General features: G+C 72.3%; 16 protein-coding genes. 4 read left to right on the top strand and 12 right to left on the bottom strand.

All coding sequences use genetic code 11. From position 1 onward, the window contains the following. Position 1: 1 nt before the first annotated feature. The 7 genes from ACWEVP_RS28815 to ACWEVP_RS28785 are packed head-to-tail and all read right to left on the bottom strand — an operon-like array spanning position 2 to position 3,614. Positions 2–346 (bottom strand): sodium:proton antiporter, encoded by a 345-nt coding sequence (locus ACWEVP_RS28815; RefSeq protein ID WP_452065699.1) that lies wholly within the window; start codon positions 344–346, stop codon positions 2–4. Next, on the bottom strand, positions 346–1,080 hold the full coding sequence (locus ACWEVP_RS28810) for an MnhB domain-containing protein (RefSeq protein ID WP_452065698.1): 735 nt from the start codon (positions 1,078–1,080) through the stop codon (positions 346–348). The genes ACWEVP_RS28815 and ACWEVP_RS28810 overlap by 1 nt, the downstream gene beginning before the upstream one ends. Beyond that, positions 1,077–1,313: a Na(+)/H(+) antiporter subunit B gene (locus ACWEVP_RS28805; RefSeq protein WP_452065697.1), complete on the bottom strand. Its 237-nt coding sequence runs from the start codon at positions 1,311–1,313 to the stop codon at positions 1,077–1,079. Before ACWEVP_RS28805 ends, ACWEVP_RS28810 begins: the two co-directional genes overlap by 4 nt. Then, positions 1,310–1,609: a monovalent cation/H(+) antiporter subunit G gene (locus ACWEVP_RS28800; RefSeq protein WP_452065696.1), complete on the bottom strand. Its 300-nt coding sequence runs from the start codon at positions 1,607–1,609 to the stop codon at positions 1,310–1,312. The genes ACWEVP_RS28805 and ACWEVP_RS28800 overlap by 4 nt, the downstream gene beginning before the upstream one ends. Next, positions 1,606–1,860 (bottom strand): hypothetical protein, encoded by a 255-nt coding sequence (locus tag ACWEVP_RS28795; RefSeq protein WP_086675478.1) that lies wholly within the window; start codon positions 1,858–1,860, stop codon positions 1,606–1,608. Before ACWEVP_RS28795 ends, ACWEVP_RS28800 begins: the two co-directional genes overlap by 4 nt. After that, a complete protein-coding gene (locus tag ACWEVP_RS28790; RefSeq protein ID WP_452065695.1) occupies positions 1,857–2,315 on the bottom strand; it encodes a Na+/H+ antiporter subunit E in 459 nt (152 codons plus the stop codon). The genes ACWEVP_RS28795 and ACWEVP_RS28790 overlap by 4 nt, the downstream gene beginning before the upstream one ends. A gap of 39 nt (positions 2,316–2,354) precedes the next feature. Then, positions 2,355–3,614, bottom strand: coding sequence for a cation:proton antiporter domain-containing protein (locus ACWEVP_RS28785; protein ID WP_452065694.1), 1,260 nt, complete (start codon positions 3,612–3,614; stop codon positions 2,355–2,357). 187 nt (positions 3,615–3,801) lie between these two features. Here ACWEVP_RS28785 and ACWEVP_RS28780 point away from each other — a divergent pair, with 187 nt between their 5' ends. The 3 genes from ACWEVP_RS28780 (at position 3,802) to ACWEVP_RS28770 (ending at position 6,384) form a co-directional block, all read left to right on the top strand. Continuing rightward, complete coding sequence (locus tag ACWEVP_RS28780) at positions 3,802–4,146, top strand: hypothetical protein (RefSeq protein WP_400872985.1); 345 nt, start codon at positions 3,802–3,804, stop codon at positions 4,144–4,146. Between the two features lie 38 nt (positions 4,147–4,184). Next, on the top strand, positions 4,185–5,492 hold the full coding sequence (locus ACWEVP_RS28775; protein WP_452065693.1) for a cytochrome P450: 1,308 nt from the start codon (positions 4,185–4,187) through the stop codon (positions 5,490–5,492). A 175-nt stretch (positions 5,493–5,667) separates the two neighbouring features. Continuing rightward, positions 5,668–6,384 (top strand): hypothetical protein, encoded by a 717-nt coding sequence (locus ACWEVP_RS28770; protein WP_452065692.1) that lies wholly within the window; start codon positions 5,668–5,670, stop codon positions 6,382–6,384. 60 nt (positions 6,385–6,444) lie between these two features. Here the strand turns inward: ACWEVP_RS28770 and ACWEVP_RS28765 are convergent, their stop codons facing one another. Beyond that, the gene (locus tag ACWEVP_RS28765; protein ID WP_452065691.1) at positions 6,445–10,092 is read right to left on the bottom strand and encodes a family 78 glycoside hydrolase catalytic domain; all 3,648 of its coding nucleotides are present in this window, start codon (positions 10,090–10,092) and stop codon (positions 6,445–6,447) included. A gap of 327 nt (positions 10,093–10,419) precedes the next feature. Here ACWEVP_RS28765 and ACWEVP_RS28760 point away from each other — a divergent pair, with 327 nt between their 5' ends. Next, complete coding sequence (locus ACWEVP_RS28760) at positions 10,420–11,922, top strand: alpha-L-arabinofuranosidase B (protein ID WP_452065690.1); 1,503 nt, start codon at positions 10,420–10,422, stop codon at positions 11,920–11,922. On the opposite strand, the gene ACWEVP_RS28755 is transcribed toward ACWEVP_RS28760, so the two are convergent. The 4 genes from ACWEVP_RS28755 to ACWEVP_RS28740 all read right to left on the bottom strand — a co-directional run bounded on the left by ACWEVP_RS28755 (position 11,888) and on the right by ACWEVP_RS28740 (position 15,397). After that, positions 11,888–13,189, bottom strand: a complete 1,302-nt coding sequence (locus ACWEVP_RS28755; RefSeq protein WP_452065689.1) for a GlxA family transcriptional regulator — start codon at positions 13,187–13,189, stop codon at positions 11,888–11,890. The two genes, ACWEVP_RS28760 and ACWEVP_RS28755, sit on opposite strands and share 35 nt — an antisense overlap. Position 13,190: 1 nt before the next feature. Further along, complete coding sequence (locus tag ACWEVP_RS28750; RefSeq protein ID WP_452065688.1) at positions 13,191–13,580, bottom strand: hypothetical protein; 390 nt, start codon at positions 13,578–13,580, stop codon at positions 13,191–13,193. A gap of 93 nt (positions 13,581–13,673) precedes the next feature. Continuing rightward, a complete protein-coding gene (locus ACWEVP_RS28745; RefSeq protein ID WP_452065687.1) occupies positions 13,674–14,318 on the bottom strand; it encodes a response regulator in 645 nt (214 codons plus the stop codon). Beyond that, complete coding sequence (locus ACWEVP_RS28740) at positions 14,315–15,397, bottom strand: sensor histidine kinase (RefSeq protein ID WP_452065686.1); 1,083 nt, start codon at positions 15,395–15,397, stop codon at positions 14,315–14,317. The genes ACWEVP_RS28745 and ACWEVP_RS28740 overlap by 4 nt, the downstream gene beginning before the upstream one ends. Positions 15,398–15,416 lie beyond the last annotated feature (19 nt).

Here is a 15,416-nt window from a genome sequence, read left to right as displayed (position 1 = left end):
GTCAGCCGCGCAGGGCGCGCAGCTCGTCGGGGTCGACCGTCCCGTGGCGCTTCGAGATCTGGATGGTGAGGCCGAGCAGCAGCGCGGTGATCGTGGCCGAGACGACGATGTCGGTCAGCGTCATCGCCTGCACCATCGGGTCGACCACGGGCTGCCGCTGGTCCGGCGCGACGATCGGGGCGCCTGCCCGGTCCTGGTAGCCGATCCCGAGCAGCAGCACGTACGTCCCGGCCTGCGCCACCGAGAGCGAGACGACGGTGTGCACGAGGTGCCTGCTGCGCACGATGCCGATCGCGCCGATCAGCAGCAGCCACCCGGCCACGCCGTAGCAGGCCATCCCGGCCATCACGCGGCCTCCTCGCGGATCAGGCCCTGGCCGAGGAACTGGGCCAGCAGCACGACGAGCCCGGCGGCGACCTCGATCCCGACCAGGACGCTCAGCACCGGCACCGTGCCCGCCGACAGCAGCGAACCGAACTCGCCCTTCGGCAGGACGTTGGCCAGGAACGCGCCGCCGGCGACCAGGCCGGCGAGCCCGGTGACGACGTACAGGCCGGTCGCGGCCGCCTCGGCGTACTCGCACCAGTCGAGCGGGCGCAGCCGCGCGAGCGCCGGGTAGCTGCCGGAGATGTAGAGCAGGTGCCAGCCGGTGGCCAGCACCACCCCGCCCTGGAAGCCGCCGCCGGGGGTGAGGTGGCCGTGCGCCACGACGTCGAGGCCGAGCAGCAGGGTCACCGGCAGCAGCAGGTAGCCGGCGACCTTGACCACCGGCATGACGTACCCGCGCTGCGGTTCGATCCGCCGACGTTCCTCTTGGGACGGCTGCAGCAGCGACAGCGTGCCGACGACCGCGGCGGCGACGATGGTCTCCTCGCCCAGGGTGTCCAGCGCGCGCAGGTCGAAGTTGACCGACGACACGAGGTTCGGCGTCGCCCGCGCGATCGCGGCGGGCAGCGCGAGGTCGCGGTAGACGTGCAGGTCGCCGCCGAACCCCGGCATCCGCAGGAACGCCGTCACGAGCAGGACGGCGACGCCGAGCGCGCCGGCCGCGCACAGCCACGTCCGGGCCCGCAGCGTCATCGCCCGCCCACCTTCCGGATGGTGAGCAGCACGAGCAGCGGCACCACGGCCGACCCGACGGCCAGTTCCGACAGCGCGACGTCCGGGGCCTGGAGCACCACGAACAGCAGCGTCAGGCACAGGCTGAACAGCGACAGCGTGATCGCCTGCCGCCGCGGGTCCGGGGTGGCCACCACCGCGAACCCCGCGACGGCGACGAACGCGAGGGCGACGAGCGGCACGACCGTCGTCACGACGGCAGGTCCTCCTCGATCGCGCCCCGCCGCCGCGCCTCGACGCGCCCGGCGGCGGACTGCAGCACCGGGCCGGTCACCGCGAGCAGCAGGACGGTCAGCAGGATGGCGCCCGACCCGAGGTTCCACCCCGAGTCCAGCGCGAGTCCGACGCCGACGAGCGGTGCGCCCAGCGTCGTGACGGGGGCGAGCAGGTGCAGCCGGTTGAGCAGCGTCCGGGCCCGCAGCATGACGAGCGCCGCCACCACGACCACGGCGACCCCGGCGAAGACGAGAACCTGCGCGACGACGGTCATTCCGTCGTCCCCAGCAGCCGGATGAACAGCAGCGTGCCCGCGAAGGCGAGGACCGTCAGCACCAGCGGCAGGATCACCGCGCTGGACGGACCGTAGGCCTGCACGAGCAGCAGCAGCGTGAGCACGGTGACCGGGCCGGCGAGCTGGAGGCCGGCCAGCCGCCCGATGGCGTCGCCGCGCGCGGCCAGCCACAGCGCCGGGCCGAGGCCGCCCGCCATGAGCAGGACGGCGGCGACCAGCCAGCCGGTCACCGGCGCACCTCGTCCAGCACGCGCGAATCCCCTTCGAGCAACTGGTGGACGACCAGTTCGCGGCCGGCTGAGGAGTTTTCGGGAGTGGCGACGACCATCGTCCCGGGGGTGCAGCCGACGAGGGCGGCCGCACAGGCCGCCCTGGCGTCGTGGACCGCGTCGGGTTCCTCCGGCAGGGCGACGGTGCCGAACCGGCCCGCGCGCGGCTGCCTGGCCACCTTGACCACGGCACGGCCGGACTCGCGGACCGCCGTTCCGGGAAGCGCGAGCAGCCACCGCAGCCAGCCCGCCCGGAGCCGCCACGCCCCGCCGACGGCCCGGCGCGCGGCGCGGGCGGCGAATGCGCAAGGCACCGCCGCCACGGCCGCGGCCCCGATCTCCGGCCACGACGGCGTCGACAGCGTGAGGACCCACAGGCCGGTCAGGCCGAGCCACCACGGCAGCACCTCAGTCACGTCGGCCGGGTACCCCGCCGGCGGGCCCGCCAACCGGGGTCAGTGGGCGGGCAGGTGGCCGCCCCTCCGCTCGATCCGCTGGATGGCCGGCTCCGCGAGGATGCCGTGGACCAGCACCGACACGGCCACGGCGAGCGCCCCGACCCGCCACAGCGCGTCCTGCCGAGCCACCGGCAGCCGGTCGAGCGCGTAGGCGAGGTAGAACAGCGTGCCGATGCCGCGGACGCCGAAGAACGCGATGGCCAGCGTCCCCGGCCGGCCCGCCGAAGAGCCGAGCAGGGAAACCCACCCGACCAGGGGCCGCACCACCAGCACCGCGACCACCGCGAGGACGACTTCCAGCGGACGGAGGCCGCGCAGCAGCCCGTCACCGATGGCGAGGCCGAGCCCCAGCAGGGCGAGCGGGACGAAGAGCCGTTCCAGCTGGTGGCCGAACGCGTGCAGGACGCCGTGGTAGTCGTGCTCCCGCTCCTGCTTGCGGACCACCACCGCGGCGGTGAACACGGCGACGAACCCGTTGCCGTGGGCCAGTTCCGAAAGCGCGTAGGGGAGAAAGGCGAGCGCCAGCAGCACCAGGCCGTCGCCGTATTCGGCGAGCCGCAGCCGGTCCGACGACGTGTGGAAGATCGCCCAGCCGAGGCCGCGCCCGGCGACCAGGCCGACCACCACGCCGGTCACGACCGGCAGCAGCAGGTCGACGAGCACCCAGGAGGGGGCGAGGTCCGGCCTGCTGCCCGCCATCGCCAGCCCGAGCAGGACGAACGGCATGGCCAGCCCGTCGTTGAGCCCCGCCTCGGTGGTCAGGGTGAAGCGGATTTCGTTGTCCCTGGCCAGTTCCGGCTCGACGTCCGGGTGCGGCACGCCGATGTCGCCCGCCAGCACCGGATCGGTCGGCGCCAGCGCCGCGGCCAGCAGCAGGGCGACCCCGGGGGTGAGGGCGAGCCACCAGTGCCCGAGCGCGGCGATCGCCAGGATCGACAGCGGCATGGTCAGCGCGAGCAGCCGCCACGTCGAGCCCCACCGCTTCAGCCCGAAGGGCCGGTCCACGGACAGGCCCGCCCCGGCCAGCGCGACGAGAATCCCCAGCTGGGTGAAGGATTCGACGCCGTGCAGGTGCGCGGCGGGATCGCTCCAGCCGTTGCCGTAGGGCGCGGGCAGGGGGAGCAGGCCCAGGACGATCCCGGCCATCAGCATCACCAGCGGCACCGAGAACGGCCGGTCGGCGACGAGCTTCGGCACGATCGCCGCGGCGAGGGCGAGCAGCCCGGCCACCCCGAACAGCACGGTCAACGAGGACAACGTTCCCTCCAGCCCGCTCGTGCCGTGGTGCCGCCCGGGCGGGAGGTCCGTGCGCGCGGGACCCGGCCGAGCGTGAGCCGGGTTCCGCCGATGCCCCGCCCGGCGCGGATGCGGGTAGCGTGGCCGGGAGGTGACGTCGGGCCCGGGGTTCCCGGTGCGCGGGCGGCGAAACCGGTGAGGAGGCGGCGTGACGGCGGCGAACGGGGCCGGACGGCCCTGCCGGTTCTGCGGCTCGGTGCGTGGCCCGCGCGTCCCCGGCAAAGCCGGGCCGATCTGCGTGGAGTGCGTCCGGGCCGGGTTGCGGGTCGTGCGCGACGGGGCGGACCGCGAGACGCCGAGTGGAGACGTGCTGGCGGCGGTGACCTCGCCACTGGCCGCGGTGTGCGAGTTCTGCGGCCGCCGGGAGCGCCGGACGTTCCTCGGCCTGCGGCGCCCGCTGCTGCGGGTCGACTGCGCCGCGCGGGACGCGGTGATCTGCGCCGACTGCCTGGACCACGCGGGTGACGTGCTGAACCTCGCCCTGCGTCACTGACCGTGTTTCCGCCCGGCGCGTCCGGGTAACCGCGCACCATGACGTCCACCCAGACGACCCGACCGGTGACCGCCTCGGTCACCGAGACCCTGCGCGTCGCGGCCGAAGTGGCGCTGCCCACGCTCGCGGGCGGGGTGATCAAACGCCGTCCGGCGGCGATGGGGCTGGCCGGCAAGCTGCAGGTCGACCGCCCGGCCGTCAAACTCCTCTCCCGGTTGCGGGACCGGTATGACGGACGCCCGCTGAAGCTGCGCGTCCCCGGCCGGTCGGTGGAGCTGGCCCTGTCCGGCGAGGACGTCGGCACGCTGCTGGCCGGCGCGCCGTCGCCGTTCAGCCCGTCCACAGTGGAGAAACGCGCCGCGCTGGGTCACTTCCAGCCGCACGGCGTGCTGATCTCCGACGCCGAAGATCGCCGTCCGCGGCGCCGGTTCACGGAGGCCGTGCTCGAACCCGGGCGCCCGCTGCACGAGCTGGCGGCACCCTTCGCCCGCGCGATCGCGGACGAAACCGCCGTCTTGCTCGGCGAAAGCGAACTGGACTGGGACACGTTCGCCGTGGCGTGGTGGCGGCTGGTGCGCACGATCGTGCTCGGCCCGGGCGCCCGCGACGACGAGACGCTCACCGGCCTGCTGGAGCGGCTGCGGCTGGACGCGAACTGGGCGTACCTGCACCCACGGCGCAAGCAGCTGCGCGAGCGCTTCCACGCCCGGTTGGCCGAGCACCTCGGCCGCGCCGAGCCGGGCAGCCTGGCGGCGGCGATCGCGTCGGCCGGCGACGACGGCACGGCGACGGACCAGGTGGCGCACTGGCTGTTCGCCTTCGACGCGGCGGGCATGGTGACGTTCCGGACCCTGGCCGTGCTGGCCACCCACCCGGCGGCGCTCGACCGGGCGCGCGCGGAGCTGCCGGAGGCGGACCCGGCGGAGCCGCACCAGCTGAGCTACCTGCGCGCGTGCGTGCTGGAGACGATCCGGCTGTGGCCGACGACGCCGATGCTCCTGCGCGAAACGACGGAGGAGACGAGCTGGGGCCCGGCGGGCACGACGGTCCTGATCTTCACGCCGTTCTTCCACCGTGACCAGGAGCTGCCGTACGCGGACCGCTTCGAGCCGGACATCTGGCTGGACGGCCGCGCGGAGGCGAACCCGGCCCTGGTGCCGTTCAGCGCGGGCCCGGCGATCTGCCCCGGCCGCGACCTGGTCCAGTTCTGCACGAGCACGCTGCTGGCGAACCTGCTGCGCGACCACGACTTCGAGCAGGTTTCCGGTCCCGTGCTCGCCCCGGACCGCCCACTCCCGGCGACTCTGGACAACTTTCACGTGAAGTTCGCGGTGCGGCCGGCCTGAGCCGGTACTGAAACGTCTGGCCCGGAACCTGGAAAGCCAGTTACCGAAACGGCCATTTTAAGATCAACGCAGCCATCGCACCTCGGATCATTGAACCCTCTAATGAGGGCCGCTGATGGCCCTCTGTTTCGGTGTCGCTAATATCCCTCGCTTCACCCGCGAAGGAGGGCGCGACATGATCGATTCAAGGACCATTGTTCCGAGGTTTCAACGTATACGTACGATCGTTTTCGCCTTGCTGCTTCCTCTGGTTGTGCTGATCATTCCCGGATGCGCATCCGATCCGACGTGTTCCGGCGGCCTGCACCCTTACAACGGAAAATGCCTGAGCAACATGGCCATCCAGTACGTCGGCTGCACCGAGGGGAGGGGGATAAGTCCGACCACCGAGATCGGTGGCGACGTGGGTGGCACCTTCAAGTCCGTAGCCGATGCTTCGTTGAAGATCGCCTACAAGAAGACGGAGCAGGAAAATACCCCTGTTGCCCTGCAGATCGTCAAGGACTGCATGGAGGTCGCTCGGAGTACGTCACCGCCGGATGATCCGGACCAAGCCACGGCGGCGGACTACCAGAAGCAGTTCGACCAGCAGCTACAGCAATGGCAGAACGGAGTCGTCGATCAGACGCCCTCCATCAAGCTCTCTCGTGACAGCGCGAAGCGGGGGCAAGCGATCACCGTGTCCGGCGCAAAGTTCTGGCCTGGGGAAACAGTCGATATCAGCGTCCACGCCACCCTGGCGGGGCAAGCCAAGGCAGGCAAAGATGGTAGCTTCTCGGTCTCGATCACAGTGCCGCGGAACGCGCCGCCGCCTGATTTCGACACCACGATCATGGCCGCGGGCGAGAGCTCGGCCAAGTCGGCCCGAGCTCCCTTCCGCACGGTCGCGTAACCACGCCCTTTCATGAGGTTGCCTTGCTCGCGTTTTCGCGAGCAAGGCAACCTCTGCGGGTCACACCGAAGCGGTGAACACGTACGAACCCGCGGGCACGAAGTACGAACCCGCCGAGGACGGGACCGCTTCCGGCGGCGCGACCACCGAACCCGGCTGGGACGTCGGCACCTTGACCGTCGCCGACGATCCCGCCGGGACCGTCACCCGCAGCGTCACCTTTCCGCCCGAGATCGACCAGTCGCTGACTGCCGACCCGTACGGCGTCTCGTACGCCGACTTCGCCGACGTCAGCCCGCCGCCCGGCTGAGGCGCCACCAGCAGCGACCCGTATCCCGGGGACGCCGGTGAGAGCCCGCCGATCGAGCGGTACAGGAAGTCGCCCACCGAGCCGAGGCCGTAGTGGTTGAACGAGTTCATGCCCGGGTCGTTGAACGAGCCGTCCGGCTTGATCCCGTCCCAGCGCTCCCAGATCGTCGTCGCGCCGTGGCCGATCATGTAGCCCCAGCCGGGGAAGCCCGGCTGCAGCAGTACCTGGTACGCGACGTCCGCGTGCCCGTGCGAGGCCAGCACCGGCAGCAGGTTCTCCACGCCGAGGAACCCGACGCTCAGGTGCCCGCCGGCCGCCGCGACCCGGGCGGCCAGCTTGTCCGCGGCGGGCTGGACCCGGTCCGCCGGCAACAGCCCGAACGCCAGCGCCAGGACGTACCCGGTCTGCGTGTTCGACCCCACCGTGCCGTCGGCCTGCGAGAAGCGGGACGTGAACGCGGCCCCGATCTGGTCGGCCAGCGTCCCGTACTTCGCCGCTTCGGCGGTGTGCCCGGTGGCCGCGGCCATCCGCGACACCAGCCGGGACGACCACGCGAAGAACGCCGTCGAAATGAGGTCCTGCGCGGTGTTGTCGTCGACGTTGAGCCAGTCCCCGTACGTCTGGTGGTCGCGGATCAGGTCGGCCCCGGACGTCGAGCGCAGGTACTCCACCCACTTCACCATCGCCGCGAAGTGCTCGTCGATCACGCCGGTGTCGCCGTAGCGCTGCCACAGCGTGTAGGGCACGATGACGCCCGCGTCGCCCCAGCCCGCCGTGCCCGAGCCGCTCAGCACGCCCGGCGCGACGTCGGTGAACGACCCGTCGTCGTGCTGCGCGTCGACCAGGTCGTCGCTGAACTTGCCGAGGAAGTTCGCGACGTCGAGGTTGAACGTCGAGGTGCCGGCGAAGATGCCGATGTCGCCGGTCCAGCCCAGCCGCTCGTCGCGCTGCGGGCAGTCGCTCGGCACGGACAGCATGTTCGAGCGCTCACCCCACAGGATGTTGTGCTGCAGCTGGTTCACCAGCGCGTTCGACGAGGTGAACGTGCCGGTCCGCGCGCCCGAGGTCCACATCGCCCGGCCGGTCAGCGTCGCCGGCGTCGGTGCCGAGGGCAGGCCGGTCAGCTCGACGTACCGGTAGCCGTGCACGGTGAAGCGCGGTTCGTACGTCTCGGCGCCGCCGGTGCCCGCCAGGGTGAACCGGTCGGTCGCCTGTGCCGCGCGCAAGTTCGCCGTGTAGATCGTGCCGTCCGGGTTGAGCACCTCGGCGTGGCGCACGGTGACCGTGGTGCCGGCCGGGCCGGTCACGGACAGCCGGTTCCAGCCGCTGAAGTTCTGGCCCAGGTCGGCCACCCAGACCCCCGGCTTCGGCTGGGTCCACGCGACCGGCTTGAACTCCTGCTGCACGGTGACACCGTTGTCCACTTGCGACACCAGGTTCGGCTTGGCGCCGGTCTTGACGCGGGGTGCCGCCCAGCCGCGGTCGTCGAAGCCGGGGCGGTCCCAGCCGGTGGCGAGCCGGGCGTCGTAGGTTTCGCCCTGGTAGAGGTCGTCGGCGCGGATCGGGCCGTCGCCCGCCTTCCACGTGCCGTCCGTCGCGACCGTCGTCGAAGTACCGTCGGTGAACGTCAGCTTCAGCTGCGCCGAGTACCACGGCTCGGTGCCGTACTTCTGGCTGCCGGCGATGCCGATGCTGCCGGAGTACCAGCCGTTGCCGACCAGGGCGCCGAGGACGTTCTCGCCGGTGCGGATCTGCCGGGTGACGTCGGATACGCGGTACTGCAGGCGTTTCGTGTAGTCGGTCCAGCCGGGCTCCAGGACCTCCCCGCCGACCTTGGCGCCGTTGAGGTGCGTCTCCTGGAGACCGAGGGCGGTGGTCAGCAGCCGCGCGCTCGCGACCGGCTTCGAGACTGTGAAGCTCTTGCGCAGCAGGGGAGCGGGGGCGCTGACCGCGACGTTCGCGCCCCACGGGCCGGTGCCGTACGCGGTCAGTGCGCGGGCCGCCGGCCACGAGCTGTCGTCGAACCCGCGCTGCTGCCAGCCGGCCGGGCCGGTCTGGCTCGCCTTCCAGGACCCGTCGGTCACCACGGTCGGTCCACCCGGGACGGTCAGCTTCGCGATCGTCCCGGCCGGGCTCTGGGTCGTGTTCTCGGTGCTGATCGCGATGGTGTTCGAGCCGGCGGTGAGCAGGCCGCCGACGTCGAGTACGGCGGCGGTCTTCCAGGAGTCGGTGACGCGTGGGGAATCGCTGACCTGCGTGCCGTTGACCCACACCGTCGCGGTGTCGTCGCCGGTGACCACCAGCGTCGCCTTCGCGGGCGCCGCGGTCAGGTCCACGGTCTTCCGGAAGTGGCGGGTGGCCGGCGGCACCCCGCCCATCGGGTCGCCTTCGGGGTACCAGATCCAGTTCGCGCCGGCGAGGTCCGGGCCCGCGGTCGCGCGGCCGAGGAAGGCGCCGGTCCATTCGGCCGACGGGTCGCGCAACGCCGTTTCGAAGCGCTGCACCGGGCTCCAGCCGCTCAGCCGGCCCTGGCCGTCCCAGACGCGGACCTTCCAGGTGTACGCGGTCAGCGACCCGAGCGCGGGCCCGCCGTAGGCGACGTCGGCCTGCTGCGCCGAGGTGACGCGGCCGCTGTCCCAGACGTCCGTGCCGCCCGCGGACACCAGGATCTCGTAGGCGGACTGCCGTTGCTGCGCCGCCGTCGACGCGAGCTTCCAGCCGAACCGCGGCTGGTCCACGCCGATCGGGTTCACGCGCTGCCCGACCGTCGCGCTCGCCACCGAAAGCGGCGTCGGCGCCGAAGGGCCCGGCGTGCCGACGCGGGTTCCCCACGGGCCGGTGCCGTAGGCGCCGAGGTCCTTGGCCGCGGCCCAGGTCCCGTCGGCGAAGCCCGGTTGCTCCCAGCCGTCCGGCACGGTCGTCGCGCTCTTCCAGCCGGTGCCCGTAGTGAGGTCGGTGGTGCCCGACGCGGCCGTCACGCGCAACCGGCCGAGCAGCCCGGCGGCGCCGCCGGAGTTGCGGACGGCGACGGCGAGCGTGTTGGCGCCCGGGGTCAGCGCGGGTGCGAGGTCGACCGACAGCGCCGACCGCCACGAGTCCGTGGTCCGCGCGGAGGAGGCGAGGGGCTTGCCGTTGAGCCAGACGTCGGCGGTGTCGTCGCCGGTGACGACGAACCGGGCGTCGCCGGCCACGCCGGCCGGGGCGGTGAACGTGGTGCGGAAGTACCGGGTCGCGGCCGGCGCGGAACTCGCGGGGTCGCCTTCCGGATACCAGATCCAGTGCGCACCGGTCAGCTCGACCGGGGGCGCGGCACCGGCCGGCGGGACCGACGCGGCCGACAGGGCCAGGACGGCGGCGAGCGTCGTGGTGGTCGCGCGCCAAAGCTTCGAGGGCAGCATGCGGGCTCCCTTACGGCGGGGATGGGCGGCGAGACTTAAAACGTTTCAAAACAGCGTGATACGTGACTGTAATCACGAACTCACACGTTGGCAATACTCCACCGGGACGTACGGCCGGTGAATCGCTTCGTCGGATGCGGCGATTCCTAAATCGTTTTACGTTGGCCCGGCGTCCGTTTCGCGGCAAATCGGAGCGTTGACGAACCGGGGTGGCGAGCCGCATAGTGCTCGCTGGTAACGCTCACATCATCAGGTCCCCCTCTGGAGGCTTTTGTGTCTCAACGTCGAGACAGCAAAAATGTTAGCGCTAACAATCACTGGCGGATCGTGCGCCTGCTGGCGGGTGTCGTCGCCCTCGTCGCCGCGAGCCTGACGACGGCGTCGACGGCTTCGGCCGCGGCTTCGCTGCCGTGCGACATCTACGGGGCCGCCGGTACGCCGTGCGTCGCCGCGCACAGCACCACCCGCGCCCTCTACGGCACCTACAACGGCGCGCTGTACCAGGTCCAGCGCGCCTCGGACGGCGCGAAGACGAACATCGGCCTGCTGGCGGCCGGCGGCTACGCCAACGCCGCGGCCCAGGACTCCTTCTGCGCCGGGACGACCTGCCTCATCACCGAGATCTACGACCAGTCCCCGCGGCACAACGACCTGACGATCGAAGGCCCCGGCGGCGCGGGCGGCCAGGACACCGGCGTCCCCGCCGACGCCCTGCCGGTGACGGCGGGCGGCCACCAGGTCTACGGCGCCTCCTTCTCCGGCCGGATGGGCTACCGCGACAACACCACCTCCGGCGTCGCGAAGAACGGCCAGCCCGAGGGCATGTACATGATCACCTCCGGCACGCACGTCAACGGCGCCTGCTGCTTCGACTACGGCAACGCCGAGACGAACAACCAGGACACCGGCAACGGCCACATGGACGCCCTCAACTTCGGCACCGAGTGCTGGTTCCAGCCCTGCTACGGCGCGGGTCCGTGGGTGCAGGCCGACCTGGAGAACGGGCTGTTCCAGTCCAGCGCCGGCGGCAGCCAGAACACCGCGAACACCGGCACCACGGCGCCGTTCGTCACCGCGCTGCTGAAGAACAACGGCCAGAACTTCTTCGCGCTCAAGGACGGCAACGCCCAGTCCGGCGGACTGCGGACGACGTACTCGGGCCCCGAGCCGACCCGGGCCGGGTACTCGCCGATGCACCAGGAAGGCGCGATCGTCCTCGGCACCGGCGGCGACAACAGCAACGGCTCGATCGGCTCGTTCTTCGAAGGCGTGATGACCGCCGGGCTGCCCACCGACGCGGCGGACAACGCGGTCCAGGCGAACGTCGTCTCCGTCGGCTACGGCGGCCCGACCGGATCCACCGGGACGCTGAACCCGGCCTCGGAGATCTCGCTGCGCGCGACCACCGCGTGCTGCACCGGTGACTACATCCGGCACCGGAACGACAACGCGGTGATCTCGCCGGTCAGCTCCACTTTGGACAAGAACGACGCCACCTGGATCGTCCGGAAGGGACTCGCCGACGCCTCCTGCGTGTCGTTCGAGTCCCGCAACTACCCCGGTGACTTCCTGCGGCACTTCGACTTCCAGGTCTACCGGCAGCCGATGGACGGCAGCACGGCCTTCCGTGCCGACGCCACGTTCTGCCCGGTCGCCGGGAAGAACGGGCAAGGAACGTCGTTCCGCTCGTACAACTACTCCGGCAAGTACCTGCGGCACTACGACCACACCCTCTACATCGCCGACACCAGCGGCGCCCACGCCTGGGACGCCGCCGGGTCGTACAACGACGACGTCAGCTGGGTGATCGCGCAGCCCTGGGCGCCCTGACCCGGCGCACGACGACGATGGCGGCCGCGCCCAGCAGGATCAGGGCGATCGGGAGCGCCGTCGGCAGCCACGGCCAGGCCCGGCCTTCGAAACCGACGCCGTCGGTGGGCAGCTCCAGGACCTTCGCGGTCCACCGCGCGGTCGCGACGTCCGTGCGGCGGGAGAGCGCGCTCACCGCGGTGTCGTAGGCGAAGCCGGGCCGGTCGTGGACGTACTCGGGTTCGGGACCCCCGGTGACGCCGCGCGTCGCGCCCGGCACGATCAGCCGGTCGAGGTCGGCGCCGGCGAGCGTCGCCCGGGGCAGGAACGTCAGGCCGTGCCGCGACCGGACCGGCGCGCCGTCCGCGCTCACGGCGAGGGTGCGAGAGGACAGCGACTGGCCTTCGGTGTCGAACACCGACGCCAGCTCGATCTCACCGGCACCGTTGGCGAGCAGGACGCCGATCTCGTCCGGGTCCCAGCGGAAGGCCGCGTTGACGATCGCCGCGGCGTCCGGTGTCGACTCCGGTGCGTGCACTCCGACGGTGGTGCCGTAGCGGGTCCAGCCGATCGCCTTCGCGGCGTCGGCGGCCACCTCGCGGCCGGCGAGCCGTTCGACCCAGTGCAGCGTCCCGTCGATGCCGGAAAGGATCCCGGCGGTGGTGACGACGTCGCCGTCGTCGACGAACCGCTGCCCGCGCACCCAGTGCACGGCCGGGTAGTCGCTCGAGAAAGCCCCGAGCTTGAGCCAGTGCGCGGTCGCGGGCCTGCCGTCGAGCAGGCCCGCCGAGGCGAGGACGCCGCCGCCGTTGCAGACGCTCAGCAGTTTCGCGCCGTGCGCGGCCTGCGCGCGCAGCCACCGCGTCACGGGTTCGGTGCTCGGCTCGCCGACGTCCGGCAGGGCCGGGACGACGACGAGGTCCGGTGCCGTCGGCCCGAGCCGGGTGGCGAGGTCGGCGAAGCTGAGGTCGGGCACGAGGTCGAGGCCGCCGGTCAGCGGCTTCGGCTCCCGCGTCGGCGCGGCGGTGTAGACGTTGAACCGGCCGGTGGCCGCGAGGATCTCGTACGGCGCGAGGGTGTCGGAGACGACGGCCCCGCGGTCGCCGACGACGACCACCGCGGTCGGCTTGGCCGGGTCGTGCGCCGGCGGTGCCGCGGCGGGCACGGGCCGGTCCGGGCCGGGGGCGTAGAGGGCGTGGAAAGCCGACAGCGCGGAGATCGTCGCGCCCACGGCGGGGACGGCGAGCACGGCGACGACCAGGGCGGCCCACTTCAGGACGGTCCGCACGTCAGTGCCAGTACTCGGCGCGGCGCCACACCATGGCGGCCAGCATCAGCGGGAGCATGACGACGTGCCCGGCGACCAGCAGGGTGCCGCTGGAGATCGCGCCGAGCCAGTACGGCACGAGCAGCACCACGAAGGGCAGGTACATCGCGGCGGCCATCTCGGCGATGCGGGGCCGGGAGTGCCGGCGCAGCAGCATGGCCGCGGTCATCGCGATCGTCATGTCCGTGGCCATGACGAGCGCGTCGACGTCCGCGCGTTCCAGCCAGGACGGCGGCCACAGCGGGTGCAGCGCGACCATGCCGATGAGCATGGCGGCGACCATTTCGACGTAGTGGCCGGTGAACCGGGCGAGCTTGCGGCCGGTGGTCCGGGCCGGTGCGGTGGTGGTCATGGGTTCCCTCCAGGTTTGTCCTGGACGAGAATCCCGGGTGCCGGCCCGGGCGGGACGTGCCGGAAGTCATGACCCGGGTCATGTGACCGCGGCTCAGAGCAGGCCGAGGTCCCGGGCTCGCAGCGCGGCTTGGGTGCGGTCGCGGGCACCGAGCTTGCCCAGCACGTTCGTCACGTGGTTCTTCACCGTGCCCTCGGCGAGGAACAGCTTCGCGGCGATCTCCCGGTTGCTGCGGCCGTCGGCGAGCAGGCGCAGCACGTCGAGTTCCCGCTCCGACAAGGGCACCACCAGCGGCTGGGGGCGTGGCTCGGGCAGCTGCGCGAACCGCGCGACGACCTTCGCCGCCACGGACGGCTGCAGCACCGACTCGCCCCGCGCGGCCGCCAGGACCGCCTCGATCAGCCGCGCCGAGGAGACGTCCTTGAGCAGGTACCCGACCGCGCCCGCACGCAGCGCCGCGAAGACGTCTTCGTCGTCGTCGAAGGTGGTCAGCGCGATGACCTGGACGCCGGGGTGGTCGCCGCGCAGCCGCCGGGTCGCGCCGACGCCGTCGAGGACCGGCATGCGCAGATCCATCAGGACGACGTCGGGCACGAGGGCGGCGACCTGGCGCAGTGCCTCCTCGCCGTCGCCCGCTTCGCCGACGACGTCGATGCCGTCGTGGGTCGCCAGGAGCGTGGCGAGGGCTTCGCGGAAGAGGGCCTGGTCGTCGACGAGCAGGACGCGCACCGGCGTCATCCCGGGACCTCCATGCTCAGCGCGCTGCCCTCGCCCGCCGTCGAGGTGAAGGCGAGTTTCCCACCCAGCTGCTCGGCGCGTTCCCGAAGCCCCACCAGCCCGAAGCCGGCGGGCTCGGCGCCGTCGGTGCCGACGCCGTCGTCGCGGACCGAGACGCGCACGGACGCGTCGGCGTAGTCCAGCACGAGGTCGACGTGGCCGGCCGCCGCGTGCTTGCGGACGTTCGTCAGACCTTCCTGCGCGGCCCGGAACAGCGCTTCGCGGTGCTCGTCCGGAAGCGGTCGCTCGGCACCGGAGACCGTCAGCTCCGCGGGGACGCCCGCTTCCGAGACCAGCGTGCGCAAGGCGTCCGGCAGCGGCGCCGGCCGCGGCTCGCGCAGCGCCTTCACCGAGCGCCGCACCTCGGCCAGCGCGTTTTCCGCCTGCTCCTGCGCCTTCGCCAGGACCTCGTCGGCCTTGCCCGGATCGGTCGGCAGCACCGCCCGCGCGGCCTTGACCTGCATCTGGACCACGGTGAGCGAGTGCCCGAGCCCGTCGTGGATGTCGCGCGCGACGCGGTTGCGCTCCTGCGCCGTCGCCAGCCGCTCGGCCTGCGTCGCGTAGCCGCGCAGCTTCTCGTGCGCCTCGGCGAGCTCGCCGCGCGAGCGCTGCTCGCGCACCAGCAGCTCGGTGATGACGGCGGCGAACAGGACCGAAACCAGGGTGCCGAGGCCTTCCCGGAGGCCTTCGCCCAGCGACATCCCGAGGTGCACGAGCGGGACCACGGCGATGACCAGCGCGACCACCGGCAGCGGCAGCCGCAGTAGCACACACTGGCTGACCAGCACGACGAGGAACAGCGTCGTCCCGACCCCGGCGTTGATCGTGAAGGTCACGAAGGCCAGCGGCAGCTGGACACCGACGTACGCGGCCGCCCACGTCGTACGGCCGCGGGCGCGCACCCACCCGAAGCCCGCGGTGGCGAACACGGCGAACACCGCGCCGAGCACGAGCGAGAGCACGGGCTCCCCGGACCCGAGGACCCCGAGCACGATCGAGAGGAAGGCGCCGCAGGTCAGCACCCCGAGGGCCCGGTTCATGGAGCCACTCTGGGGTGTG

It is taken from the genome of Amycolatopsis sp. NPDC003865 (genome assembly GCF_053605345.1).
Note: the sequence above shows the minus strand (reverse complement) of the source record. Positions and strands in the feature narration are given on the sequence as shown.

Excerpts from the sequence above, each read along its gene's own strand:
- ACWEVP_RS28815 (WP_452065699.1), bottom strand. The coding sequence starts at position 346 with ATGGCCGGGATGGCCTGCTACGGCGTGGCCGGGTGGCTGCTGCTGATC.
- ACWEVP_RS28765 (WP_452065691.1), bottom strand. The coding sequence starts at position 10,092 with ATGCTGCCCTCGAAGCTTTGGCGCGCGACCACCACGACGCTCGCCGCC.
- ACWEVP_RS28750 (WP_452065688.1), bottom strand. The coding sequence starts at position 13,580 with ATGACCACCACCGCACCGGCCCGGACCACCGGCCGCAAGCTCGCCCGG.
- ACWEVP_RS28810 (WP_452065698.1), bottom strand. The coding sequence starts at position 1,080 with ATGACGCTGCGGGCCCGGACGTGGCTGTGCGCGGCCGGCGCGCTCGGC.
- ACWEVP_RS28775 (WP_452065693.1), top strand. The coding sequence starts at position 4,185 with ATGACGTCCACCCAGACGACCCGACCGGTGACCGCCTCGGTCACCGAG.
- ACWEVP_RS28800 (WP_452065696.1), bottom strand. The coding sequence starts at position 1,609 with ATGACCGTCGTCGCGCAGGTTCTCGTCTTCGCCGGGGTCGCCGTGGTC.
- ACWEVP_RS28745 (WP_452065687.1), bottom strand. The coding sequence starts at position 14,318 with ATGACGCCGGTGCGCGTCCTGCTCGTCGACGACCAGGCCCTCTTCCGC.
- ACWEVP_RS28770 (WP_452065692.1), top strand. The coding sequence starts at position 5,668 with ATGATCGATTCAAGGACCATTGTTCCGAGGTTTCAACGTATACGTACG.
- ACWEVP_RS28740 (WP_452065686.1), bottom strand. The coding sequence starts at position 15,397 with ATGAACCGGGCCCTCGGGGTGCTGACCTGCGGCGCCTTCCTCTCGATC.